We start from the raw sequence: 25,979 nt of genomic DNA, 5'->3' as shown, positions 1-25,979 counted from the left end.
CAAACAGGTATCTTAATGAGGGCCTGTGCTAGTATGACCAGTCCCACAGAACAGGTTAAACCTCGCTTGCAGCTATGAGCACGCCTACGAAAAGCCGCCCTCGGCCCCGCGCCGATTCGCTGCGCAAATCCCCCACCGGCGACCGTACGGCGCAAGCGCGCGAAACGGCAATTCCCGCTGAAAAGATCTCAAGGCCACCTGTCGGCCACGCCGATGAAGGCGCTCCGCTAGTTCAGCGCGCAGTTGAAGCGCTGCGAAAAAAGATCCTGTCGGTGCCCCACGACAATCCGTTCCTTGGATCGGAAGACGAGCTGATCGCCACGCTCGGCATCAGCCGCCCCACCTTTCGGCAAGCCGCCCGCCTGCTCGAGCATGAACAGCTCCTGAAGATCAAGCGCGGCAGCGGAGGAGGATTCTTCGCACAAGCACCGTCGGCGCGTGCCGTCTCACGCATGGCGGCGATCTATCTGAATTCGCAGGGAACGACACTTCAGCAGATTCACAATGCCTTTGGACCGCTCGTCATCGAAGCTGCCGCTCTCGCGGCGGGCACAGCCAACGAGGCGACGCGCAGCCGTCTCACCGACTTTGTGCAGTCACACGACGGTTTCGAGGAACTCGATGATGAACGGCTTCAGATGCGCGTGGTGCTCGAATTCGAGAGGCTGCTTGGGGACATTTGCGGCAACCCCGCCGTTGCCTTGATGCTGAGCGTGATGCGCGATCTCGTGCGAGATCCGCGCTTCGGCAATGTCGGCCTCACGCGCGATCGCGCGCGGTCCTACGCGGAATTTCATCGCAAGCTCGCCGAAGCGGTGCGCCTTGGCGATGCCGATATGGCGAGACTTTTCGTGCGCGCCCATATGGCCGAACTGGCTCGCTGGAAGCCTGTCGCGTCCAGGGCCCGACGCGACGCGGACGTGACGCATGCGGTCACCGCCGGGGACTGACGCGGAATCGCCGGCGCGCATGCTCACGCAGCCGCCGGCGACATTTCACTGACTCAACGCGCACTACGCAGGCGGGCGGTGCGATCCGCAGGTCGATCATCCGCCTTGCGGGTGCGCTCCAGCGTTTGATTCGGCCCGGTAGTCGACTGTTCTCCGGCGCTGCGCGCCCACAGTCCGTCGGGAAGCAGAAAATGCGAGAGCGCAGGGATCAGGACAACTGCGCCGACCATGTTCCAGATAAACATGAAGGCCAGCAGAATCCCCATATCGGCCTGGAACTTGATCGGCGACCACGCCCACGTGATCACGCCTGCCGCGAGCGTAAATCCGATCAGACCGACCACCTTGCCCGTGAACATCACCGACTTGCGATAGGCTTCGGCCAGACTGACGCCGCGTCGTTGCAACCCAAGCTGCACGCTCAACAGATAAAGCGCGTAGTCCACCCCGACGCCGACACCGAGCGCGGTGACCGGCAAGGTCGCCACCTTGACGCCGATACCCAGCGCGACCATCAACGCCTCGCACAGCACCGACGTAATGATGAGCGGCACCAGCGCGACGATCACGGCGCGCCAGCTGCGGAAAGTGATGAAGCACAGCACGATCACGGCGCCATACAGCATCAGCAATACCGAACGGTTGGCAGATTTGACGACCAGGTTCGTGATCGCCTCTATGCCGGCCGAGCCCGCCGCCGGAAGGAACTGCACGTCGTCCGAGTTGTGCTTCTTGCCAAACGCAACAACTGCATCGAGCACCCGGGTCAGCGTCTCCGCCTTGTGGTCACTTAGGTAGGCGACGATAGGCACCACCGAACACGCCTGATTCGTCGCATCGGGCATCGCGACCGAGGCCGCCGAATAGGCGGAATCGACGAGCCCCTGATCGCGGCTGATCGTCTGCCACTTGCCGTTGCCGTCGAACTGCCCAGCGGTAACGTGACGGATGATTCCCGGCAGCGACACCACGGTCTGCACACCTGGCAACTGCTGCAACGACCAGGCCAGATTGTCCATGGTGACAAGGTTGGCCCAGCTTGCGCAAGCGTTGGGTTGCGTCTTGACGATGACCGCAAACTGGTCGCTCGACAAACCGTAGTGCGCCGTGATGTACGCATCATCCAGGTTGTAGCGGGATGACTTGCGCAACTCCGGCGCGCCGGGGTCGAGATCGCCGACCTTGACATTCAGACTGCCAATGAATCCGGCCACGCCGATCACGGCGAAAACCGCGACCGTCGCAGTTGCCCAGCGGCGTTGCGTAAAGCGGTCGAGCTTGCCCCACAGCTCATTTATCTTGCGGCGCTTAGGCGCCTGTGCATCGTCGACATGTCGCGCGGCCGCTTTCTTGCTCACCCCGACGTAAGACAACATCACCGGAATCAGAATCAGTTTGGTGACGATCAGCACGAACACACCGATGCTCGTTTGCAACGCCATGCTCTTGATGATCGGGATGTCGATCACCATCAGCACGGCGAAGCCCACTACATTGGTCAATAGCGCAGTCAATCCGGCAAGAAACAGGCGCCGGAACGTGTAGCGCGCGGCGACATACTTATGCGTGCCCCGCGCCACGTCCTGCATGATGCCGTTCATTTTCTGGGCACCATGTGACAGGCCAATCGCGAAAATCAGGAACGGCACGAGAATCGAGTACGGATCGAGAACGTACCCCGCCAGATGCATGAGACCGAGCAGCCACACCACGCCCAGCAGCGAGATGGAGACGAGCAGCACCGTGCTGCGCACGCAACGCGTGTACCAGAAGATCAACAGCGTGGCGATGGCCGCTGAAACGGCAAAGAACCGCGCCACGTAGGCAAGACCGTCCATCAGGTCGCCGACCAGCTTGCCGAAACCGACGATATGCACCTTCACGCCCGATGACTGCTGAGCCTGGATAGTACGTTCAAGTTCGTGCGAGAACGCGCGATAGTCGAGTGGTGCCCCCGTTCTCACGTCCGTCTCGAGCAACGGCACAATAATCATGCTCGAATGGAGATCGTTCGACACCAGCGTGCCCAACACCCCGGCGCGTGCAACGTTCCTGCGCAGCGCCGCCACGCTATCGGGCGACGCATTGTAGTCAGGCGGCATGACAGGGCCGCCGTTGTAGCCCTCTTCCGTCACCTCGGTCCAGCGGACGACCGGCATCCAGAGTGACTTCATCCACGAGCGGTCGACGCCCGGAATCAGGTACACCGCGTCGTTGATCTTCTTCAGTGTGTCAAGGTAGTGCGGATCGAAAATATCGCCATTCGTGTTTTCGACGGCAATGCGCACGGTGTTGCCAAGACCCGGCAACTCTTTTTCGTTGTCGAGGTAGTTGCGAATATACGGATGCGAGCTCGGAATCGTCTTTTCGAAGCTGGCGTTAATGGTCAACCTGGAGGCATGAAACCCCAGAAAAATGGTTGCCAGCACGCATAAGATAATCACAACCGGACGATGATTAAATACGAGCCGCTCAAAAAAGCTGCCCGAATTCCGGTCGAAATCCTCTGGATTTCTAACGACCGGCATCTGGTTAGACGATGAATTCACTTGCACAGTCACAATCAAATCCTTTCGATATCGCGGGTAACAGCGTTCGGGGGCAGCGCTCAGAGTCTCAGTGCGCGCCACCCAGTCGCACCAGCTTCGGGCCGGTCGACGTTGCGACAACAACACCGTTGTCGCCCTCCGGCGCAATGCCGAACACCTCACCTGCTATTGCCTGCCCGCTCGCGGACAGCTGCGTAGCATTCGCGGGCAACTGCATGATCTTGCCGCCTTGCGAGACTAGCAGCAGAGCGCCGTCGGGCCGCTCGGCCGAGCCAACGAAAGACTGCGTCGTGCCGGTCTCCAGCACATGCCATGTGGCGCCGTGATCGTCGCTCAACAGAACATGGCCGCCGAGACCGTAGACGACGACTCGGTTCGCTTGCACCGCCACGCCGAAGAGCGATCCCTTATACGGCAAGGGGACGGCTACAAAGCGGCCCGTGGCGGCGTCGAGCCGCAGTACGATTCCCTGTTCGCCGGCAATGAACACGTCATCTCCGTGTCCGCGGACCGCGTACAGGTGGAGCCGCTTCGCGTTGTCGGTCAAATCCATTATCGGCGTCCAACTGTTGCCCGCATCCGTCGTGTGCAGGATCAGTCCGAACGCACCCACCAGATATCCATCCCTATCGTTCCTGAACCAGACGTCGAGGAACGGCCATGCGGGCGCTTGAGCCGCCACCTTTTTCAAATAATTGAGTTGACGCGCAGCCGCCTCGTCGCCCTTGGCCGCGCGACCTTCGTAGTACGAAACCGCAGCCTGCCAGGCCGTATGGCCGTCGAGGCGACGCTGCCAGCTTTGTCCACCGTCGCTGCTCGACAGCACGACGCCATCGTGCCCGACCGCCCAACCGTGATCCGGCGACGGAAACGACACCGCCACAAGATCGCTCGAGACCGGCACCGCTACCTGAACCCACGTCGCAGTAGGCGATGATTTGCGCAGAATGTGTCCACGTTGACCGACGGCGACAACCCCGGTTCCAGCTTGCGCGATTGCAAGAACGGGCGAGTGCAGCGACATCGGCGTTATCTGCGCCGGCTGATGGAGCGGATCCTCGAATTGCGCGGGCATTGCCGTAGCGTTGACAGCAATCCCTAATACACACATCACGCCAAGCCATGCACGCGCAGTTCTCATACCCGTCTCCGTTCTATCGTCGCCTGTGCTGGCGTTAGAAGCCAGCCTTGAAAGTCACAAAGAACCAGCCCTTATCGTTGAGGGCGTCGCTACCGTTGGCAACTACACCCGCGGGGGTGTTGTGCGTCCGGTTGTAGAAGCCTTCGTAACTCAGTGTGAGATCGTACTTGCCACGATACGTGAAGTCGACCCCTGCTGAGTAGGTAAGGGAACCCTGGAAACCGCCCGCGTTATTTGCCGCATTGCCGTACAGGCCGTAGTTCAGGAACAGCGGCGTGCTGATATCGACCGAGGGGAAGACCTGCAACCATTGCGGTGTGAACTGATACGTCACGCCTACAAAGTCCCGCGTTGCGCAGCCGTTCCACTTGTTCGTACACGCGCCATAGGCCTGACCATTGAATTCGGACACATTGTTGGTGACGGAATTCAGGTGGTTGTACGTGAATTCCAGAATGGAAGTACCCGTATCGTAGAAGCGAGTTTTGTCGAGCAGCCAGATCGCGTTCAGTACTCCGTTCAGGGTATTCCCCGAAGCGCCCTGATTGTTCACCAGGCTGATACCCGATGACGAGAGCGCCGTGTTCTTGCGGAACGAGAATTCGGCACCCACGCTTGCACCTGCGATATCGCGTGCCGCTGTGACACCGAAGAGTTGCGTATCGGTGGCATACGCGAGGCGAGCACCATTGGGCACCACAATCCCCATCGCAAGCAGCGCCGGATTCAGGGTGACCTGGGGAGCCGTCCACGGCGTGTAGTCATCGAACTTGCGATAGTAGAAGCCGAACTTCGTCTGAAGCGGCTCGACCTTCCACTGAACGTTCAGGCCGAAATTGCCTACGTTCTTCGGCTCGAGGTCGCCCGTACGCGGAACAGTAAAGCCGCCTGTCCCTGGAATCGGAAATTGATTCGGACCCTGGAATAGCATGTCCGCAGGGCCGAAGTACGTACCGCCTGCTGGCAAACGTGTCGGCGCCCACTCAAGGAAATATTGTCCGCCCACCGAAACTGTAGGCGTGATTTGCGATTGCAGCGAAATCTGGTTCAAAGGCAGAAACAGTGTCTTGATTTCCGCACCTGGGTTCGAGCTACCCTTGATGAGGTCAACAGGTGACTGCGAATCGGACACTGCGTAGGTATTGGAGAAAACCGCTTCGCCCCAATACTCTGTGTGGCGGCCGACCTTCACGTTGATCGGCACTTCCCCGGCAAAGAACTTGCCGAACGCGTAAGCATCGAGAAGCTCACCCGCCGGTCCTCTGTAGTATCGCTGCGTATAGCTGCTGAACCTGTTGTTTGCATAGCCGCTCGCGCCGAGGAACGGACTGACCTCCGCCGTCAACGAACTGTACGCGGGATCGTACCAGCCATCACCGCTGATGCGGAATCCGTAGTTGTTCTGGTATTTCACAACCAATTCCGAAAGCAGAGAGAAGCGGCTGGTATTGATGTCACCCTGGCCGAACTTCAAATTGCCGCCTCCCGCCACGGAGTTGGTGATGTAGTCACGCTGCGCTTGCGTCCGGACACCGCCTGTATAGCCGAACGTGTTGGTCCAGTCGACGCTCAGGTCGGGCAATCCCGTATCGAACGACATCGCGCTTGCGGAACCCTGTGTGAGGAGTACCGAAATTGCGACGACGGATGCCTTCAACGCAAATCGGGCCTCGTGAAACGAACCACCTCTGTATCGCTGGAATGCCATGTTCCCTAGTCTCCTGGAGTTATTGTTGGTGCGGCGAACGGTCTGGGCCGATGTGCTCGCCCGGTCTGGCGGCAAAGAGGAGCACTTCAGGGCTTCGTCATTTTCCGTCCTAATGATCTATATTATTAACACTTTGGTCAAGGCAAACGACGCTGGGGAAAACCAGAAGATCGACTCATCTACCCAACGTACCGCTAATGCCTCTTGCAAGCGGCGCCGTGGACTGTTAGATGCGAAGCGCGAAGCAGCACACGACAGGATCCAATCGCACAGCAATAAAAAAGGAGGCTCAATGAGCCTCCGCAGATTGGTGACCAACCCCACGTTTTTTCGAAAGCGTGGTTTTATTGCTTTTCAGGCGCAGGCTAGAGGTGTCCCACCGCACGCGAACGGAATTGACCGGCGTCAGCGTTGGCGAAACCGCGCTCTACCGTCTCCTTGCGCCGCGCACAGATAGCCGATGAACAGCAGCTTGCACACCACCGGATCAAGCGGCGGGCGGTCTTTGTCCGCGCAGTACCGGTGCTCCATCTTCGCGCGGATCAATTCGAAATCCTCCGCCCCTCGATCTGGTGCAATGCGTGCTCCTTCGACGCGAGTTCCTCGAGTGTCGCTATCTCGAGTTCGTGCCGGGTGGGTGTCAGCTTCTTCGGCATGACGTCCATTAAATAGCAAAGCCCAAGGCTGGACCTTGGGCTTTGTCGGCAGTCTGAGAAGGCTCAGTGAGCCCCCCTCTGCTCAATTTCAATCAAAGCTGTTCGCGCGCTCGACACCGCAATGAATCGAAAAACATTCGCGCCGGGCTTCAATCATTGCCGCTGCCGGCCAGTGCTTCGGGCGTCAACTCACGCTCTCCCGGAACCTTGATATGGAAGTTGTAATAGCCCGTCGGTCCGAGAATGGACTGCAGCGAATAATTGCCCTTCGTGAAGTCAAACGCGGAGAAGATTGCAGCATAGGGAGTAGCGGCGTCGTACACCTGGAACTCGAGCGTATACAGCGCCTTGTAGAGATTCCCGCCGCCGTCGTAGGTGTCCTCCATACCGCTTGCCGGCGCATCCTCATCGAGATAAAACACCCGCTTGCTGTACGCATGCCGCATTCCCGGCTTCAGCGTTGCCTCGACAACCCAGACACGGTGCAATTCCCAGCGCTCGCACGCCGGGTCCAGCGTGTGGGCCTTCAGGGCCTGGTTCTCGCCGACGCACTGCATCGCCAGCTTGTAGTTGTTGTACGGGATGTACATCTCCTTCTTGCCGATCAGCTTGAAGTCGAAACGGTCCATCGCTCCGCTGAACAGGAACGCCTCATCGAAGAAGGTAGTGCCGCCCGTCTGCGAGCTCGGCGTGTCATACGCGAAGGTCGGGGCAAGCTTGACCCGCCGCTGACCCGGATCGAACTGCCACGCCTGACGCGGCTGCTTGACCGGGTCCAGGTAGTCCGAGTATCCAAGCATGCCTCCTCGCTCGCGCGCCGGATTCTGCGTCACGATGTAGAGCTGATAATATTTCTGCGGGTTTGACCGGCCCTCTGCCATATAGAACGTCGTCTCGGTATAGGAGTCGAGTTCGTTGGCCACGTAAGGATGCCCAGCGGTATCCACGACGTACGAGCGCGCGTTATGTGACCTGACGGGTGGCGTATAAGCTGTAAGCAGATTCCACATGACTTCATTGCCGGTCTTCGGAATCGGGAAAGCCACACCACCGCGGCACACCGGATCCAGCGTGACGCCACCTTGCAACGTCTTGCATTCAGTTGCGTTGCGCTTCGTGCCCGCATAGACCGCTTCCGGGTACGCCGCCGTCCGATGCGTCGGATAGATGTCCAGGTAATAGTCCGGATTGCGCTTGAGCAGCTCCTTGGTCCCGGCGCTAAGCTTGTCGGCATACTGCGCCATGTTCTTGCTATCGATGCGCAGGACCGGCTTGTCCCCCTTGAACGGATCGATGTATGCACCAGGCGCGAGCTTCGGTGTATACCCTGCCGGCGGTGTGGTCAGCCCACCTGTCCACTCCGGAATCGTGCCGTCTGCGTTGGCCGCCTTGATCGCGCCAACCGGCGTGAGCGTAGTGCCAAGCGCCTTCGCTTCATCCGCCGATACTGCCGCGAAACAGCTGTAGGAACCGACTGCGAGCGTGCACGCCAGTATTCCTGCTTTCAGAACATTCATACCTGTCTCCAATCTTTTTTGATGTTTCGGCCGCGCTAAGGATTTCGCCGAACAGCAGAATCACCTCAGCGACGAAACCCGCTGCCATCACCCGGTACGCCGGAACGTCGACGCATACGAACTTCCGGCGGCCACGTATCGAAGCGAACAGAGGGCAAACCCCAAGACATGTCGACCCTTCCGGACACTCGCCGACCATTCAGCATGGCCAACTTCCCGCCGCCTTAATCCTATATATCATTATTATTGTTTGCAAGCGCTTTTTGGGCGGCTGCACGACGACACCCCGACACCCCGAATCGTCCGCCGCCGCCCGCCTGCGTAACAGCGACAAAGCACGCCTCAACGCGGCAATCCGAGGCCACGCTGAGCGATCAGCGTGCGCTGTATTTCGTTTGTCCCGCCACCGACGACGATCATGATCGAGTGACGCAGCAGGTGCTCAAGCCGGCCCTGCGCGACTGCACCAACCGAGCCGGTCGAAAGCGACGCGTCGCTTCCGAAAATATCGAGCGCTGCCTCGCCTACGCGCTGCATCAATTCGCCGCTGAAAATCTTGCTCATGCCCGCTTCGAACGTGACCTGCACACCCGCCTCGGCCAGCCGCGCGCTGCGCGTGAGCAGTTGACGGGCAACTTCAATCTCCGCCGCCAGCGTGCCGATTCGCTCGCGCACTGTAGCGTCGCCGGCCAAGCGCGTGGAAGCCCGCACCTCAGCCAGCATCTTTTCGAACGCCGCGCGCACCGTGGCGACAAAGCCGCCCATCGAGATCCGTTCCGTCGCCAACGCCGACGTGATAATCGCCCAACCCTGGTTGACCTCGCCGACCAGCGCACTCGCGGGAACACGAACGTTATCGAGGAATTCGGTACAGAACGTGTGCCCGTACATCGCCATCGAAGGCCTGATCGTGATGCCCGGCGTGTTCATCGGCACGATGAACACGCTGATTCCCGCGTGCTTGGATTTGGCGTCAGGATCGGTACGCGCGGCGAGCCACATGTAGTCGGCGTATTCCGCACCAGTCGTCCATAGCTTCTGGCCGTTAATGACCCACTCGTCGCCGTCACGCAACGCCGTGGTCTTAAGCGAAGCCAGGTCCGAACCCGATTCCGGCTCGCTATAGCCGAGACAGAACGTCACCTCGCCGCTCGCGATACGCGGCAGGAACTCGCTCCTCTGCGCCTCGCTGCCGAACTGCATCAGCGCGTGCGCCTGAATCGCGCCACGGCTCGACGGCGCACCGGCAAGCTGCGTTTCCTCGACAAAGGCGAGTTGTTCCAACGGCGTTCTGGCCTGGCCGCCAAATTCCACCGGCCAGCTGAGCGCATTCCAGCCCTTCTCACCGAGCCCCCGCGCGTATTCTGGATCGAAAGCGCCTATCACGACATCTGCCGCACCAGACGCGGCGCGCGGCTTAACCCAGTGCTCGTTCAGCCATGCCCGCACTTCCGCGCGGAACGCATTGCCCGTGCTCCCCAGATCGTATTCGGGCAGCACGCCACCTGCGTCGATCAACGCTTCAGCCAGTTCGGCACGTGCACTACGCACACCGCCGTGGCGGATCAAGTCGGCGTGCGCACGCCGGAAATGGCGCGGTGCTTCATGTTCCTCGGCGTAGCCGATCGCCCCCAGCACATGATGCGTTTCCAGGGTGACCTGGCGCAGCGCCGGGCTGGCGTAGGCAAATGCGGCGCACGCGAAGTAACGCCAGTGGTCGACTCCCAGATCGAACGCCTCACTCGCGTGCGCAAGCGTCAGGCGCGAGCCATCGAGTTCCGTCAGGGCGTCGGCAAGCTTGTGCTGGATCGCCTGGAAGCGGCCGATCGGCTGGCCGAACTGGTGCCGCTGTTTTGCATGGTCGACGGCCAGCTCAAACCCTCGCTCAGCCGCGCCCAAAGCGCGTGCCAGCAAGCACAGACGACTCAGCAGTTCGACGTCGCGGCGTGCCTGATCCGGTAGCGGAATTAGCGTCGCCGGGACATCGTCGAACCTGACACGTGCGAATGAGGGCACCGCGAGTCCTGGCGTTAGCTCATGTGACACACCTGGCGAATCGCGTTCGACGATAGCGAAACCGGCTACATCGTCGGATAACACGACGAGGTGGGTCGCCGCGGCCATGCCTTCGACGCCCCCCGCTTCCCCGTTGAGTTTCCCGCCCGCCACGCTCAGCCACAGGCCGCCGCTTTGATCGCCGGCACCAAAGACCACGGCGAGACTCGCCTGCCCTTCGTGCACGGCGGACGCGAGCGCGCTGTCGGCACCTGCTGAGTCAAGCAGCCAGTTCGTGAGCACCGCTTCGCGCACGGCGGCGGGACAAGCGGCCCGGCCGAGCTCCTGCAATACGACCAGTGCCTCCCGCAAACCGCCTGCGGACTGCGTGCTACCGAGATCGAGCAGACCCTGCTCGCCCAGGAGACGCAGTAGCGAACGCACCTCGGCCGGATCGTTCGCCAGCGTTAGCGCGTGCTCGGCAGGCCAATGTTTGGACAAGAGCGCCCGAACATTGTCACGAATCAGTTCCCGATCCTCGTCCGTCATGCCGCCGTTTTCATCGGTCGTTACTGGTGATGTCATCCTCAGCCTCTTCAATATGCGATGTTCTTGATGCAATATGTGTCTACTCACACGACACGTGTCGCGTAAAATATCATGATGTATATTTGCCGCGCAATACGGCAGAACCAGCGGCAGGACCAGCATCCGCCGGCTGTCATGTAACTTCAGTGAGTAAGGTGTCGCAACGTGAAGAGAGGAACCCGCATGGAGGACTTTGACGAAGATACGCCCGGCGACGTGTCAATTCGTGAACGGCATCGGCAGATTACGCGCATGGCGATCCTTGACGCGGCCCATGCCGTATTTCACAAGCATGGGCTGCGAGCCGCGACGATCGACCAGATCACCAGCGCGGCGCAAATCAACCGGGCGACGTTTTACCTGCATTTCAAGGACAAGATCGACGTCGCAGCGAACCTTGCGCGCCGGCTCGTGACGCGTCACAAGGAGCACTACGGCGAGCTGGCTACCCTGCGCTCACCAACCCGGGCAAGCGTGCGCAAGTGGGTCGAGCGCTATTTGGCTTTCGTCGAGGAAGAGCGCCTGTTGACGGCAATGTTGAATGAGGCGACGTCTGCTGAACCTGCGTTCGCCCAGGAACATCTCGATTACGTGGGGCGCATCGCAGACACCCGGCTCGAAACACTGCTCGCTCGTGCAACGGGCAAGCCACGTGAAGTGTTACGTAGCAAACTGATTCTGCTGCAAATGATGATGTCTCATTACGCGTACTACACGGTGGGCCAGGCGCTGACGTTTCCCGGCAAGTTTCCGCTCGATGCACTTGCCGATATCTGGTGGAACGAGGTCTTCAGTCCGCAAACGTGAGCGCGCTGGCCTGCCGCTTTTGTCCCCGTTCCGGCCCGGTTACCGCGGGCCACCGCGGAGCGTATCGGCCAGGACCCTTGCCGCGGCCTCGATCAGTCGCTCCGTCGTCACGCCAAAAGCATTCGATCCGCCCGGTACATACGCGGCAAGACGGTCGAGCATCGCGAGCAGCACACCGGCGGCCGAAGGGGCGTGATCGATATCCGGACGCACGTGCGCAAGTTTGGCTGAGAGCGCTTTTAGCAGCGGCAGCGAAGCGTCTTCCTCCGCTTTCGCAAAGCGCGGCTCACCTTCGGCCACGAGCATCGCACGTACGCGCAGCAACGGCGCGTGCTCACGCCAGTACGATACATAGGCAGAAACGAACTCGAATGCCCGTGCGTCGATTTCGTTAGAGGGCCACGCGGCGTCGAGCAGTCCGACAATATGGTCGTCGCCCATCAATACCTGCTGCACGGTCGCCAGCACCGCGTCGATTACACCATCGAAATACAAATAGAAATTAGGCAAGGAAGTACCGGCCTCGCGCGCGATGTCGGCGGCGCGCAGTTGCCCGAGCGGACACGTGCGCAACAGATTGCCGGTAGCCTCGACGATGCGCTGGCGCTTCTCCTGGCCCTTGCGGCGCATCGCCTGGCCGGACTTGTTGACTGAAGGTGATCCGGACAAAGTGCTCATGTCGCGCAAACGAAAGGAAGACGACAAGATTTTACTTTGCCGCGGGCCAGCATGCATCACCACCCGACACGTCATGCAGCATCATGCCCGACGATGACTGCCGCGGGGCGTTCGCACGTCGCAAACCGGTTTTCAATAGCCCCCCTCGGGGATACGAAATTCGGCACCATTCAGCGCCGGAGTCACGATGACCTGACAAGTCAATCGGCTACCCGGGCGCGGGTCGATCACGTTATCAAGCATCGCCGACTCCATCTCCCCGGGCGGCGGGACGCGGCCTGCAAATTCTGCCGAAAGGTGTGCATGACATGTCCCGCATGACAGGCAGCCACCACATTCAGCGGCGATGCCCGGCACGGAGTTGCGCACCGCCGCTTCCATGACAGAGATACCTTCCTCGCTGGCCACTGTGACGACTTCACCACTCGTCAAGACGAACCGGATCTCGATCATCTCACCCTTCCACTTCAACCATGTAAAAATCGGATTTCACAGCGCCGCAGTCAGGGCAAGTCCAGTTCTCGGGAATCGATTCCCATCGCGTTCCGGGAGCAATGCCCGCTTTCGGCAAACCAAGCTCTTCGTCATAAAAGAAGCCGCAGAAAAAGCATTGCCATTTTTTCCAGTCACTCATCGGACCTTCCCTTCAGGGTACTGAATGTGTCTCGGCGGGATTCCAGACAAGCGGCAGTGAAGTAATCGTAGCCACGCTGCGCACACTGACCTTCACGTCAGCGTCCGGGCTGATCTGGAAATCGGGAATCCGCTTCAACCATTCATCGAGAAACACCCGCAACTCTGTGCGGGCGAGCATCGAACCCATGCAACGGTGCACTCCGCCACCGAACGTGGCATGAATAGGTTTCTCGCGATTGAAATCCACCTTCAGCGGATCGGAGAACTTGCGATCGTCGAGCCCATCAAGCGCCGTCGGCACCACGACCATGTCTCCTGCCTTCATCGCAACACCGCCGAATTCCACATCCTCCTTTACGACACGCGCGAGATTCGCAATCGGATAGCGACGTAGCAGCTCCTCAACTGCGTTCTGCATCAACGCGGGGTTGCTGGCCAGTTGCCTGCGATGATCGGGATTCGTCGCGAGAAAGCGGGCAAAGAAACCCATCATGGAGGCAACCGTGTCAAGGCCAGCGAGCAATAGTAACGTCATCATGCCGGTCAACGCGAAGTCGTCCAGCTCCTCGCCGTCGACCTTCGCGGTCGCTAGCGAGCTAATCAGATCGGAACCAGGATGGGCTCGGCGCTCGCGGATTTTCTGCATCCCGTATGCACCGATTTTTTGCAGCGCAGACTGGCGCTGCGATTCGTCGTCGCTACGCACGACAACTTCGGTAAGCTGCGTCAAATAGGGACGATCCGACTCCGGCAAATCGACGATGTTCAGGAAAATCGCCACCGGAAGGTGTTGTGCAAACTCGCTGACGAACTCGCACTCACCGCGTGCGCGAAAACCCTCGATCAGTTCAATGGCGAGTACGCGTGCATTTTCGCCTAATCCTTGAACAGCCTTCGGAGAAAGCGCCGCCATCAGCAGGTTGCGATACTTCATGTGATCGGGCGGATCCACCTGAAGTGGCTTAAGCGGCGGCATTTCCCGTTCAGGAGGCGGTTTAGGAACACTAATATAACGGGACGAAAAATGAGCCGTATCGCTCAGGACGGCATTGATTTCGGTCGAACGCGTCACGACCCAATGACCACCATTTCGGACAGTCCAGAAGACTTCGGGCACGTCTGGCTCTTGCAACCGCCTGAGTGCGGCTTGATATTCGGCACCGGCGAGACCGAGGTCGTAAATATCAAAATCCAACACCCGGCTTGCATGCACGTGTGGCGGGTACTCCACAGACTGCTGTTTCATGGTTGTCTTCCCCTGTTTAAAACCGTTTCAGTTCAAAGTCGCCCACCAGGAACGGGTGCGAGTGCATCTTCAATGCCGCTCATTAAGACAGCCCGTTCAGGGTTTAGGCGATCAAGACAGTTCAATCAGGCAGTTCCTCTCAAGCGGGAATGCTGACTGTCTTCAGGCGAATGAACTCGTCGAGTCCCGGCCGCCCGCCTTCCTTGCCGTAACCGGACAGGCCGACCCCGCCAAACGGCGCCCACGCCGGGATATTGCGCGAGCCGTTGATGTGCACGTAACCGGTCTTGAGTGCCGTTGCCACGCGTTGCGCACGCTTCAGATCATTCGTCTGCAAGTAACCGCCAAGCCCGTAGTTGGTCGAGTTGGCGATGGCAATCGCTTCTTCCTCCGTCCTGAAGCGATGAATCACGAGCACCGGACCGAACACCTCGTTGCGCGCGATCTCGCTACTCGGGTCGACGTCGGCGATCACGGTCGGCGCAACGTAACAACCTGTCGCGAGGTGACCGCCGAGCCGCTCGCCACCGGTTATCACGCGCCCCGCGCCGCTATCACGCGCACGGCCGATCATGCCCAGCACGCGCTCACAGGCGGCCTGGTTGATCAGCGGCCCGACGACAGTCGCCGGATCGAACGGATCGCCCACCGGCAGATGGCCTGCCACCGCCGCGACCGCTTCGACCGTGCGCTCGTAGATGCTGTCGTCGACGAGCAGGCGCGTGGGCAGTTCGCAACCCTGCCCGCTCAGTAGCCCGACGCTCCAGAACGCCGCAAACTGCGCCACGGCCTGAATATCGGCATCGGGAAACACGATGTTGGCCGATTTACCGCCCAGTTCGAGCACCGCTGGCTTCAGCAAATCGGCACACTGATGCAGGATCTTGCGTGCAGTCGCGGGACCACCCGTGAACGTGATTTTCTCGACGTCAGGATGGGCGATCAATGCCTCGGCAGCCTCTGCCGCACCCGGCACCACATTCACAACCCCCGGCGGAATGCCGGCCTCACGGGCAAGATCGGCGAACAGACAGGCCACGAAAGGCGTCTGTTCCGCCGGCTTGATAACGACAGTGTTACCCGCAGCGAGCGCGGGGGCCACCTTCATGCCCAGCGAAATCAGCGGCCCATTCCAGGTCACGATGATGCCGATCACGCCATACGGCTCGGGCAGCGTATAGATGAACTCGTCCGCTGGCGGCATCGACACCACCTGGCCATCGATCTTGTCCGCCCATCCGGCGTAGTAGTTCGTCCACTCCACGGCGAGGCGCGGGCCACCCGCGCCGACCGTCACGGGCGTACCTCCTTCGATGGCCGCGAGGCGAATGAACTCGTCGCTGCGCGACTCGATCAGTGCGGCGAGGCGAGCAAGCCTCTCACGCCGTTCGACGGCCGGCATCCGGCGCCACACTTCGAAAGCCTGCTTCGCACAGGCGACGGCCTGCTCGACCTCCGCTTTGCCGGCGAGCGGCACATCGGCCTGATGCTCGCCATTGGCGGGGTTGATGTGGGCGAAGACACCGCCACTGCCAGCGGCAAAATCGCGCTCGCCAATCACGATACGACCTGCCGGCGGGCGCCGGTCGATCGCGGGTTTGATCATGTCACTCATGGGATACCTTTCGCTGTGAGCAGTGGGCGATCAGAGCCGGACGATCGTCCCGCCGTCCACCGGCAAGATCTGACCGTTGATGTAATGCGCGTCGTCGCTGAGCAGGAAAATGCCGACCCGCGCGATCATCTCGGGCGCCGCGACTTCAGCGGTCGGCTTGCCGAGCATCTGCGCCCACTGCCCCATCTGCTCGACTGACATGATGGGTTGCATCCCTTCCGTCGCCGTGGTCCCCGGTGCGACCGCATTGACACGAATACCGTGCGGCCCGAGCGTCTGCGACAGATTGACGGTCAGTGCGTTGACGCCGGCCTTCGACACCGAATAGATGCCGGTCTTCATCCAGCTGCCGATCGACGACGTGTTGACGATTGCGCCGCCGCCTGCGGCCTTCATGGCCGGCACCACCGCCTGGGTCATGTACAGCACGCTGTGCATGTTGACCGCGACGATGCGCAGATAGTCGTCGATCGCGATTTCCGGCAGCGGTGCCGCGAAAGAAGCACTGAGTAGCCCCGCGTTGTTCACGAGGTAGTCGATGCGCCCGAACGCCTGCGTCGCAGCCGAAGCGCAGGCAAGACAGGACGCGGGATCGCCCACGTTAGTTGCGTGCGCAACCGCGCGGCCGCCGTCGGCACGAATACTCTTTGCCACCGCCTCTGCCGCGTCGGCCTGAATATCGGCGACGACCACCGCTGCACCGCGCTGCGCGAGCAGGCGTGCATAAGCTGCGCCCATGCCCTGGGCAGCACCCGTGACGACCGCTACCTTGTTCTCGAAACCCATGTCGTTGTCTCCTCGATTCCCTGGACCACCCTATTAACGGAATACTATTCCGTTTTTTATTATTGGGATGTTCGGCGCACCAGGTCAAGCGCAACACGACACAGTGCTTTCCCTAAGCCGCGCGCTTTTGAAATGCCAACGGAGGCGATCGTAGGTAAAGTGCTTTACCGCGCCGAGACTTGCAAATAATATATATGATCGAGATGATAATCTGCGGTTATCCCGAGCAGCATCTCCACCTTCTCCTCGCTTCAGCACGGCTTCCAATGAAAACAAAAGTATGTGAGATGTTGCAGATCGAACTCCCTATCTTTGCCTTTTCGCACTGCCGGGACGTGGTCGCGGAAGTCACGCGTGCGGGCGGCATGGGTGTTCTGGGGATCAGCGGATACTCGCCGGAACAACTGGAGCAGGAGCTGCACTGGATCGACGAGCACACAGACGGCAAGCCGTACGGCGTTGACATCCTGATTCCCAATAAATACGAGGCGTCGGCGAAGCGCTCGAACGGACGTCCGACGTTGCCCGAGGAAAACCAGCGCTTTCTCAGGAAGCTCTGTGACGACGCGGGCATCCCGCCATTGCCGGCCGGAGAAGGCGACCGCATGTTCGACGAGTTCCTCGAACGTCTGCACATGACCCCCGAAGCCGCCGAGGAACTTTTCGAGGTCGTGCTGCGCCACCCGAACGTCAAACTGCTGGTCAATGCGCTGGGCACGCCGCCGAAGCACAAAGTCGACGAGCTTCACGCGAAGGGCATCAAGGTGGGATCGCTCGTGGGTCGTCTCGATCACGTGGCCGCCCAAATCGAAGCGGGCGTCGATGTTCTCGTCGCTCAAGGCTGCGAAGCCGGCGGACACACCGGCACGATCACGTCGATGGTTCTCTGGCCGCAGGTGGTCGACGCGGCAGGCGACATTCCGGTGCTCGCCGCCGGCGGCATTGGACGTGGCCGGCAAATGGCTGCCGCTCTGGCGCTGGGCGCAGATGGAATCTGGTGTGGATCGATCTGGCTGGGCACGGACAAGAGCGATCTGACTCCGGAAATGAAACAGCGGCTCTTCAATGCAAAGTCGGAAGAAGCGGTCCAATCGCGGGCGCTGACCGGCAAGCCGTGCCGCATGCTTAAGAGCAAGCTGAGCGATGCGTTCGAGCAGCCCGGTGCGCCGAAGCCGCTGCAGATGCCGCTGCAGACCATTTCGACCTTCGAAGCGCGCACCCGCATCGAACGTGCGCGCGCGAGCGACTATATGAGTTACCCGGTCGGGCAGATCGTCGGTGACATGAATGGTGAAACCACGGTGAAGGAAATCGTCTACGGCTTGCTCAACGAGTTCCTCGACGCGACTGAGCGTCTCCATCAACTCGTTCACGCAGAAGACCACGCATAGAGGAAGGACCGCCTCGGTTCGAGTACGGCGCTGATCGCCAGCCTCAATAAAGGCCACTCGATCAAATCACCTCAGGAGACAAACCTTGCCTACGGACGCATCGTCGATTGCCGAGAAGACCCATCTTCTCCTGAACCAACCCGCAGCCTTGGCGGGATATTCGCTGCATGGCTGGGAGCACCTCCCGCGTGCCGAACTGGATGCGATGCATCTGCTCGGCCTGAAGCAGCGCTTCGCTGAACTGAGAGACGCGATCCCGATGCTGAAAAAGCTCGCCGACGGGACAGGCGTCGAAACCATCGAGCAGGTCGATGACGTCGTCCCGCTGCTGTTTCAGCACACCGTCTACAAATCGTATCCACCGGCGCTGCTGGAAAACAACCGTTTTCCGCAGATCAACCAATGGCTGACCAAGCTGGTAACACCAGAACTGGCCGAGCAGGTGCGCGCGGCAGAAGTGGGTGCCTGTGAGGGACTGGACGACTGGTTCGCCGTCATGGACGAAGCGGTGCCCGCGTTACGGCTCGGGCATTCCACTGGCACATCGGGGTCGATGTCGTTCTTGCCGGTGAGCAGCACCGAGTATCAGAAAAACGCGCTGGTGCGGCGACTCTTCGTCTGGAATCAGACCGGTCCGGACATGCCTGCCCCCGACTTGCACGTAGCCTACCCCTACTTCCGCTCGGGTAGCTCGGGCCATCTGCGAGGCAACGACATGGCGGTACAGGTGTTGCTGAAAGGAGAAGATTACTTTCACGCGGCTTATCCGGGTCGAATGAGTTCGGATGTGCTTTATCTCGGCGCGCGGATCCGCGCAGCGCAGGCCCGCGGCACATTGGACCGGCTGCAGATCAGCCCAGCGCTAAGGGCCAAAAAGGCGCAGTTCGATGCGCTGCTGGCCGACATGCCACAGCGCCTGGAACAATTCTTCGAACAGCTCGCCGAGCAACTACACGGCAAACGCATCTATATCTGGGCGACCTGGAACATGCTGCACGGCATGGCCAAGGCAGGTTTGGCGCGTGGGCTGGAAGGCGTGTTCGCGCCGGATTCGTATATCAGCTATGGAGGCGGCGCAAAGGGCATGGTGCCACCACCGGACTGGCAGGACGATGTGCGCCGCTTTACCGGAGTAAAACGTCTGCACGAACTCTACGGCATGACGGAGATCCTCGGCTCGCATATGAAATGCGAACACGGTCATTTTCACTTCGCACCCACCGTGATTCCGTTTTTGCTTGATCCGGAAACGGGTCAACCGCTGCCGCGCGAAGGCCGTGTGACCGGACGCGCAGCGTTCTTCGATCTGGGCGCTCACGCGCGCTGGGGCGGGTTTATCTCGGGCGACGAAATCACGGTCGAGTGGGACAAGCCGTGCCCGTGCGGGCACACCGGCCGCTATGTGGTTGGCGCGGTCCAACGTTATAGCGAGAAGAATGGCGGCGACGACAAGATCACGTGTGCTGCCTCGGAGAGCGTCGTCAACGATGCACTGTCGTTTCTCAACCAGTTCGAGGTATGAGCATGGAAATCCAGGTAGCTCATGACACGACGCTGCCCGTCGTGCCCTTGATTATCCGTGGCGAAGTGATCACCGATCACCTCGTGGAAGTGGGTGGCCGAGGCGGCGATCTCCGCTTTCTGACCCCCGACTGGCACCACTACGCGGATCGCTTGCCGCTCGCCGATCCAGCGCGCCTCGCCGAACTGACCCGGCTCACGTTCGACGATATCCTCGACTACGCCGCCACGCTCGCAAAACACCTCGACCTCGCCAGCAATCCGCATCTGCAGCGTGCCTGCGAGCTGACCTATCTGACCGCGCCGACCACGCCGTCACTGGTTCGTGCCACTTACCTGGGCCTGCCTCGCATGCTGGACCGCGCGGCCATCATCGAAGCGACGGAGAGCACCGTCGGCATCCGGCACCTGGAAGGCTGGGTTCGTCAGACGTTGATCGACGGGACGGAGCTCGAAGTGCGCTGCTTCGGCGCACGCGCGCTGCATATCGTCGCCGGCAACTCGCCGGGGCTCTCTCTGCTGACGATCCTGCGCAACATGATCTTGCGCAGCGACGCCATCATCAAGGCGCCCTCAAACGACCCTTTCACGGCGACGGCCATTGCCCGCACGATGATCGAGATGGCGCCCGATCACCCGCTCACCCGCCATCTCACCGTGGCCTACTGGAAAGGCGGAGACGAGGCCTTCGAGCGCCGCCTGTACCAGCCGCAGCACATCGAGAAAATCGTGGCATGGGGCGGCTTCGCGTCGGTCAAGCACGTCACCCGATACATTCAGCCCGGGCTGGAACTGATCTCGCTGGACCCGAAGCGAAGCGTCAGTATTTTGGGCGCAGGCACCTTCGATAGCGAGCAGACCCTTGCCGAAGCAGCCCAACGACTTGCCTGCGACATCGGCGCCGCCAACCAGACCGGTTGCGTGAACGCCCGCGTCGTCTATGTCGAATCGGGCACCGACGAAGCAGGACTCGCGCGGCTCAACGACTTCGGGCGGCGCGTCTACGAGGCCATACAAACGCTGCCGAATTCGATCAGCACCGCCCCCCGACGGCCCGACCCGAACCTCAAGGCGGACGTCGATGCGTTACGCCTCGATGACGACTGGTATCGCGTCATTGGTGGCGAGCAAGGCGAAGGCTCGATCATCGTTTCGCAACTGTCCGATCCGGTGTCTTTCGCTGCCGCACTGAACGACCGCAACGCGAACCTGGTGCCTGTCGATACGCTGGATCAAGTGCTGGCCGCCGTCGACGCCACCACGCAAACCGTCGGTATATACCCCGAAGCCCTGAAGGACGAGCTCAAGGATCTGTTGCCGTTGTACGGTGCACAACGGATCGTTTCACTGGGTTACGCCGTTGCGCTCAAGTGGGCCGCTCCGCAGGATGCAATCGAACCGCTACGGCGCATGGGCAAATGGATCTCCAACCAGATCGCCAGTCCCGAACGCGTCCCCGGTCCCTGGCAGCGTCCGCCGATCGTCATGGAATGAACGGAATGCTGACCAACCACTTCCTGAGCCAGGAAGAGCGCGCGGAACTGGCGCTGTTCACGCAGTCCGTCGAGCGCTTCTGCGCGGCTGAAATCGAACCGCACTATCGCGAGTGGGAGAAAGCAGGCCAGGTGCCCCGTGAGCTATTCGCCAAGATGGGTGAGCACGGTTTTCTCTGTGCTGACGTGCCCGAGTGCTATGGCGGTGCAGGCGCCAACGTGAATTTCTCGTTCGCGGTGATCGAGGTGCTGTCGCGGCTTGGCTATGCCGGTTTTGTTGGCGGTCTGCAAGTGCATACCGACATCATTCCGCCGTACTTGCTGCACTTCGGCACCGAGGCACAACGTCAGTACTGGCTGCCGCGCATGGTTCAGGGCAACGCGATCGCCGCGATCGCCATGACCGAACCCGGCGCGGGCAGCGACCTTAAGGCCATCCGCAGCCATGCGCGCCGGGACGGCGACAGCTATGTGATCAACGGCTCGAAGATTTTCATCTCCAACGGGCAGAACGCCGATCTGTTCGTGCTCGCGGCCAAGACCGATCCGTCCGCTGGCGCCAAAGGAGTGAGCCTCTTCCTCGTGGACGCGAGCGCGCCCGGCTTCAAACGCGGCCGGCGCCTCGAGAAGGTGGGCCAGCACGCGGGCGACACCTCGGAAATCTTTTTCGACGACATGCGCGTGCCTGCAGATGCGTTGTTGGGAGGCGTCGAGGGACAGGGCTTCGTGCAGATGATGCGCGAACTGCCACGCGAGCGGCTGATCATCGCCGTACAGGGCGTGAACGCTGCCAAGGGTGCGCTCGATGCCACGGTTCGCTACGTACGCGAGCGTGAAGCGTTCGGCCATTCCCTTGCGCAATTTCAGAACACGCGCTTCAAGCTCGCGCAGGCCGCAACCGATATCGCGGCCGCCGACGCGTTCACCGCCGCCTGCGTCGATGCCTATCGCCGCGGCGAGTTGACGCCCGAGGCGGCATCCGCGCTCAAGCTGCACGTGAGCGAGCTATTCGGCCGGGTAGCCGATGAGTGCCTGCAGCTATTCGGAGGCTACGGCTATATGGCCGAATATCCGATCTCACGTTTCTGGACCGACGCACGCGTGCTGCGCATCTATGGCGGCACGTCCGAAGTGATGAAAGAACTGGTCGCGCGCTCGCTGCTCGGCCGCTGATGAGTCGCCATCCATGACTATCTCAAACCCGACACCTCAATCTGCACGCACCGTGCAGCAATTGCACGATCTGCGCAACCGCACCGCACTCGTAACCGGCGGTTCGCGAGGCCTTGGATTGCAGATGGCTCACGCGCTCGGCGAAGCCGGCGCCCGTCTGATGCTGAGCGCGCGCAAGGCCGACGAACTGGCCGAGGCCGTGGCCGAACTGCGTGCAGCCGGTATCGAAGCCGATAGCATCGTCGCCGACGGTGGCCAGGAAGACCAGGTGCTGGCGCTAGCGGACAATGCGCTGGAACGGCTCGGTGCCGTGGACATCCTCGTGAATTGCGCAGGCACGACCTGGGGCGCGCCGGCCGCCGAGCATCCCACCACCGCGTGGGACAAAGTAATGGACGTCAATGCCCGCGCGAGCTTCGTGCTCGCGCGCGAACTCGGACGGCGCAGCATGATTCCGCGCGGTCATGGCCGCATTATCAACATCGCATCCGTGGCGGCGCTGGGGGGCACCAACGGCTCGATGGAAGCGCTCGCCTATTGCGCCAGCAAGGGAGCGGTGGTCGCGATGACTCGTGCACTGGCTTGCGAGTGGGGTCCGTTTGGCATCACCGTCAACGCCATCCTGCCGGGCATTTTCCCCAGCCGCATGTCGAAGCACCTCACCACGCCGGAGCGCACCGCCGAATTGACTGGCGCGGTGCCGCTACGCCGTTTCGGTGACGACGAAGCGTTGAAGGGCGCAGTACTGTTGTTCGCGAGCGATGCTGGCAAGCACATCACCGGGCAACTGCTGCCGGTGGACGGCGGCGTCTCTGCAGTGGTCATGGACTGACGGCCCACCATGAGCGCTATCCGCACCGAACTCGATGACCAGGTTCTGACGATCACGCTGGACCGTCCCGACCAACTCAATGCTTTCACTGTGAGCATGGGCGAGGAGCTGATCGAGGCCTTCGACGACGCGAGTGAAAACGATGCTGTACGGGCCGTGATCGTGACCGGCGCCGGTCGTGCATTCTGTGCCGGCATGGACCTGAGCGGTCCGGGCAACGTGTTTGGCCTGGACGAAACGATGTCGCCCACCCTCGCCGATCTTCAGCAACAGCCCGACGACCCGATGCTGCTACGCGGCGTCCGTGACAAGGGTGGTCTGCTGACACTGGCCATTTTCCGTTGCAAGAAGCCCGTGATCGCGGCTGTCAACGGCCCGGCCGTCGGCGTGGGTGCGACGATGACGCTCGCGATGGACGTCCGCTTCGCGTCAGATCGGGCCCGTTTCGGTTTCGTGTTCGGCAAGATCGGCATCGTTCCCGATGCTTGCTCGAGCTGGTTTTTGCCCAAGGTGGTGGGCCTGCCGAAAGCGCTGGAGTGGGTCTATTCGGGCGAAATTATTCCGGCATCCGAAGCACACCGCTGCGGCCTCGTCAGCGAGGTCTTGCCTGCGGACGAGTTGCTCGCGCGCGCGCATCGCTACGCACACGTGCTGGTGCATGAACGTTCCCCGGTATCGGTGGCGCTCACACGGCAGATGATGTATCGCCTGTCGTCGATGCCCGATCCCTGGCAGGCGCATCTGGTCGAGACAATGGGTGAATTTCACACGAGCCAGCACGACGGGCGCGAAGGTGTACGGGCCTTCCTTGAAAAACGGCCGCCGCAGTTCGCCGAACGCGCGTCCCGCATGCCTGACTTCTATCCCTGGTGGCTCGGTCCAGCCTGACCGGCCAGCCGACCATTTCGAGGCGTTCCCTATGACCGACGCCGTACTGCATGTCCACATTGCAGACGCAATCGCTACGCTAACGCTCAACCGGCCGCAGCGCTTCAACGCGCTGGACGTCGCTCTGATCGACGCTCTGCGCCGTACGCTGGACGAGCTTGCCGTGCGCGAGGATGTGCGCGCCCTGGTATTGACCGGGGCCGGACGCGCCTTCTGCAGCGGTGCCGATCTTGCCGCCGGAGGCGCGAGCGGCACCGGCCGCGACTACGACGGCATACTCGACCTGCCGCCTGAGGGACGCTCGGCCGAGTTGCGCCATATCGGCGACGACACCCGCGACGGCCTGCTGCAGCACTTCCACCCGCTGATTCGCCAGATCGCCGACCATCCGAAGGCGGTGGTCTGTGCAGTGAACGGTACCGCCGCCGGTGGCGGTGTGGGCCTCGCGCTGGCCTGCGACATCGTGCTGGCGTCACGCTCCGCGCGCTTCATCCAAGTATTTGCACCGCGCCTCGGCCTGGTGCCCGACTGCGGAATTAGCTGGCAGTTGCCCCGCACAGTCGGACGCGCCCGCAGTCTCGCGCTGGCGCTGCTCGGCGAACCGGTATCCGCCGACGAAGCCGAACGCCTTGGCCTCATCTGGCGTGCGGTGGACGACGACGCGCTGGCAGCCGAAGCACAACGTGTGGCCGCACGGCTCGCCGCGAATCCCACGCACGTCAATGCAGAGGTAAAGGCCTTGCTGCGCCGCTCGCCCGAACACGACCTCGCCACCCAACTCGACCTCGAGGCACAACTGCAGGGCGAGTGTGGTGCGAAGCCGTCCTTTGTCGAGGGCGTGCTGGCCTTCCAGCAGAAACGCGAACCTGTTTTTCATCCGGCGCCGACGCCGGATGATTAGGCAGCGTGCTCAGGTTCGTTGCTGCTTGTCGGCCGAGTCGCGCCGGGCAATCGCGGCGCGAGCCTGGAGCCAGTCGTCATCGCTCATCTTGCTCATGCTCGAGAAATTGCCGCCAGTCGCCTGATATTGGCCGCCATCGATTGCAATGATCTGACCGTTCACGTAAGCCGATCCCGGCGACAGCAGGTACACGGCGAGGTTGGCTAGTTCGGGCATCTCGCCCGTACGCCGCATCGGGTTACCTTCGATCATCCCGCCTTCATCGCCGTTCGGATTCAATCTCGCACTCATGCCTTCCGTTGGAAACACGCCGGGCGCGATCGCGTTGAAGCGGATGCCGCGTCCACCCCACTCCACGGCAAGAGACTGCGTCATCGCCGCCAGCGCCGCCTTTGACATGGCTGAAGGCACGACGAACGGCGAACCGTTCCAGACCCACGTCGTGACGATCGAGATGACCGAGGCTTGCGTGCCGGAGGCGAGCCAGCGTTTGCCGCAATCGAGCGTGACGAGGAAAGAGCCTCGAAAGACGATGTTGGAAATCGCATCAAAACCGCGCGTCGACAGATCCTCTGTACGACTGACGAAATTTCCGGCAGCGTTGTTGACGAGACCGGTAAGCGGACCGCCATCGGCCCAGATCGCATCGAGCATTGCGCTAATCTGCGTCGCCTCTCGGATGTCACATACCAGTCCGACCACGTTGCCACCATGTGCGGCCATCAGCTCCGCCGAGGTTTGCTCGAGCACGCCTGCACGTCGACCGCAGATATAGACCGTCGCGCCGAGCAGCAAACAGGCCTCGGCCATCACCCGCCCGAGACCCGTTCCGCCACCGGTAATCAAAATACGCTGACCTTGTAGCAGGCCCGGCTTGTAGAGCAATTCGTCGAGTTTCATCAGGACCC

Annotated in this window: 21 protein-coding genes and 1 pseudogene; 9 read left to right on the top strand and 13 right to left on the bottom strand. The window is 61.2% G+C overall.

The window, feature by feature from the left end:
• The first annotated feature begins 74 nt into the window (after positions 1–74).
• Positions 75–950 carry a FadR/GntR family transcriptional regulator gene (locus D1Y85_RS16710; protein WP_124152175.1) on the top strand — a complete coding sequence of 292 codons (876 nt, stop codon included), beginning with the start codon at positions 75–77 and terminating at the stop codon, positions 948–950.
• 53 nt (positions 951–1,003) lie between these two features.
• Here D1Y85_RS16710 and D1Y85_RS16705 read toward each other — a convergent pair whose 3' ends face one another.
• The 6 genes and pseudogenes from D1Y85_RS16705 to D1Y85_RS16685 all read right to left on the bottom strand — a co-directional run bounded on the left by D1Y85_RS16705 (position 1,004) and on the right by D1Y85_RS16685 (position 11,101).
• Positions 1,004–3,478 (bottom strand): efflux RND transporter permease subunit, encoded by a 2,475-nt coding sequence (locus D1Y85_RS16705; RefSeq protein WP_124152229.1) that lies wholly within the window; start codon positions 3,476–3,478, stop codon positions 1,004–1,006.
• A gap of 88 nt (positions 3,479–3,566) precedes the next feature.
• On the bottom strand, positions 3,567–4,640 hold the full coding sequence (locus D1Y85_RS16700) for a WD40/YVTN/BNR-like repeat-containing protein (RefSeq protein WP_124152174.1): 1,074 nt from the start codon (positions 4,638–4,640) through the stop codon (positions 3,567–3,569).
• A gap of 34 nt (positions 4,641–4,674) precedes the next feature.
• Complete coding sequence (locus D1Y85_RS16695; protein WP_342773476.1) at positions 4,675–6,348, bottom strand: DUF1302 domain-containing protein; 1,674 nt, start codon at positions 6,346–6,348, stop codon at positions 4,675–4,677.
• A 432-nt stretch (positions 6,349–6,780) separates the two neighbouring features.
• Positions 6,781–7,004, bottom strand: a pseudogene (locus D1Y85_RS27655) (transposase); the annotation flags it as partial.
• 149 nt (positions 7,005–7,153) lie between these two features.
• A complete protein-coding gene (locus D1Y85_RS16690) occupies positions 7,154–8,521 on the bottom strand; it encodes a DUF1329 domain-containing protein (protein WP_124152172.1) in 1,368 nt (455 codons plus the stop codon).
• Positions 8,522–8,863: 342 nt separating this feature from the next.
• The gene (locus D1Y85_RS16685) at positions 8,864–11,101 is read right to left on the bottom strand and encodes an acyl-CoA dehydrogenase family protein (protein WP_124152171.1); all 2,238 of its coding nucleotides are present in this window, start codon (positions 11,099–11,101) and stop codon (positions 8,864–8,866) included.
• A gap of 168 nt (positions 11,102–11,269) precedes the next feature.
• Between D1Y85_RS16685 and D1Y85_RS16680 the strand changes: the two genes are divergently transcribed.
• Complete coding sequence (locus tag D1Y85_RS16680; protein WP_185219015.1) at positions 11,270–11,911, top strand: TetR/AcrR family transcriptional regulator; 642 nt, start codon at positions 11,270–11,272, stop codon at positions 11,909–11,911.
• Between the two features lie 39 nt (positions 11,912–11,950).
• On the opposite strand, the gene D1Y85_RS16675 is transcribed toward D1Y85_RS16680, so the two are convergent.
• The 6 genes from D1Y85_RS16675 to D1Y85_RS16650 all read right to left on the bottom strand — a co-directional run bounded on the left by D1Y85_RS16675 (position 11,951) and on the right by D1Y85_RS16650 (position 16,872).
• Complete coding sequence (locus tag D1Y85_RS16675) at positions 11,951–12,589, bottom strand: TetR/AcrR family transcriptional regulator (protein ID WP_124152169.1); 639 nt, start codon at positions 12,587–12,589, stop codon at positions 11,951–11,953.
• Between the two features lie 132 nt (positions 12,590–12,721).
• Positions 12,722–13,042: a 2Fe-2S iron-sulfur cluster-binding protein gene (locus D1Y85_RS16670; protein ID WP_124152168.1), complete on the bottom strand. Its 321-nt coding sequence runs from the start codon at positions 13,040–13,042 to the stop codon at positions 12,722–12,724.
• 1 nt (position 13,043) lies between these two features.
• On the bottom strand, positions 13,044–13,223 hold the full coding sequence (locus D1Y85_RS16665) for a rubredoxin (protein ID WP_124152167.1): 180 nt from the start codon (positions 13,221–13,223) through the stop codon (positions 13,044–13,046).
• A 12-nt stretch (positions 13,224–13,235) separates the two neighbouring features.
• Entirely contained in the window at positions 13,236–14,471 is a 1,236-nt protein-coding gene (locus D1Y85_RS16660) for a cytochrome P450 (RefSeq protein WP_124152166.1), read from the bottom strand.
• A gap of 139 nt (positions 14,472–14,610) precedes the next feature.
• Positions 14,611–16,086 (bottom strand): aldehyde dehydrogenase family protein, encoded by a 1,476-nt coding sequence (locus tag D1Y85_RS16655; RefSeq protein WP_221410307.1) that lies wholly within the window; start codon positions 16,084–16,086, stop codon positions 14,611–14,613.
• A 30-nt stretch (positions 16,087–16,116) separates the two neighbouring features.
• On the bottom strand, positions 16,117–16,872 hold the full coding sequence (locus D1Y85_RS16650) for a glucose 1-dehydrogenase (protein WP_124152165.1): 756 nt from the start codon (positions 16,870–16,872) through the stop codon (positions 16,117–16,119).
• Positions 16,873–17,138: 266 nt separating this feature from the next.
• Here D1Y85_RS16650 and D1Y85_RS16645 point away from each other — a divergent pair, with 266 nt between their 5' ends.
• The 7 genes from D1Y85_RS16645 to D1Y85_RS16615 all read left to right on the top strand — a co-directional run bounded on the left by D1Y85_RS16645 (position 17,139) and on the right by D1Y85_RS16615 (position 25,071).
• Positions 17,139–18,263, top strand: coding sequence for a nitronate monooxygenase (locus tag D1Y85_RS16645; protein ID WP_124152164.1), 1,125 nt, complete (start codon positions 17,139–17,141; stop codon positions 18,261–18,263).
• A 205-nt stretch (positions 18,264–18,468) separates the two neighbouring features.
• Positions 18,469–19,785, top strand: coding sequence for a phenylacetate--CoA ligase family protein (locus tag D1Y85_RS16640; protein WP_246024947.1), 1,317 nt, complete (start codon positions 18,469–18,471; stop codon positions 19,783–19,785).
• A gap of 2 nt (positions 19,786–19,787) precedes the next feature.
• Positions 19,788–21,278, top strand: a complete 1,491-nt coding sequence (locus tag D1Y85_RS16635) for an acyl-CoA reductase (RefSeq protein WP_124152162.1) — start codon at positions 19,788–19,790, stop codon at positions 21,276–21,278.
• 5 nt (positions 21,279–21,283) lie between these two features.
• Positions 21,284–22,450 carry an acyl-CoA dehydrogenase family protein gene (locus D1Y85_RS16630; protein WP_124152161.1) on the top strand — a complete coding sequence of 389 codons (1,167 nt, stop codon included), beginning with the start codon at positions 21,284–21,286 and terminating at the stop codon, positions 22,448–22,450.
• A gap of 13 nt (positions 22,451–22,463) precedes the next feature.
• A complete protein-coding gene (locus D1Y85_RS16625; protein ID WP_124152160.1) occupies positions 22,464–23,282 on the top strand; it encodes an SDR family oxidoreductase in 819 nt (272 codons plus the stop codon).
• A gap of 9 nt (positions 23,283–23,291) precedes the next feature.
• Positions 23,292–24,170 (top strand): crotonase/enoyl-CoA hydratase family protein, encoded by an 879-nt coding sequence (locus tag D1Y85_RS16620; protein ID WP_124152159.1) that lies wholly within the window; start codon positions 23,292–23,294, stop codon positions 24,168–24,170.
• Between the two features lie 31 nt (positions 24,171–24,201).
• Positions 24,202–25,071, top strand: coding sequence for an enoyl-CoA hydratase-related protein (locus D1Y85_RS16615; protein ID WP_124152158.1), 870 nt, complete (start codon positions 24,202–24,204; stop codon positions 25,069–25,071).
• 9 nt (positions 25,072–25,080) lie between these two features.
• Here the strand turns inward: D1Y85_RS16615 and D1Y85_RS16610 are convergent, their stop codons facing one another.
• Positions 25,081–25,971 carry an SDR family oxidoreductase gene (locus D1Y85_RS16610; protein ID WP_124152157.1) on the bottom strand — a complete coding sequence of 297 codons (891 nt, stop codon included), beginning with the start codon at positions 25,969–25,971 and terminating at the stop codon, positions 25,081–25,083.
• Between the last annotated feature and the right edge of the window lie 8 nt (positions 25,972–25,979).

It is taken from the genome of Paraburkholderia dinghuensis (assembly GCF_003837865.1).
Taxonomy (GTDB): Bacteria; Pseudomonadota; Gammaproteobacteria; order Burkholderiales; family Burkholderiaceae; genus Paraburkholderia; species Paraburkholderia dinghuensis.
Note: the sequence above shows the minus strand (reverse complement) of the source record. Positions and strands in the feature narration are given on the sequence as shown.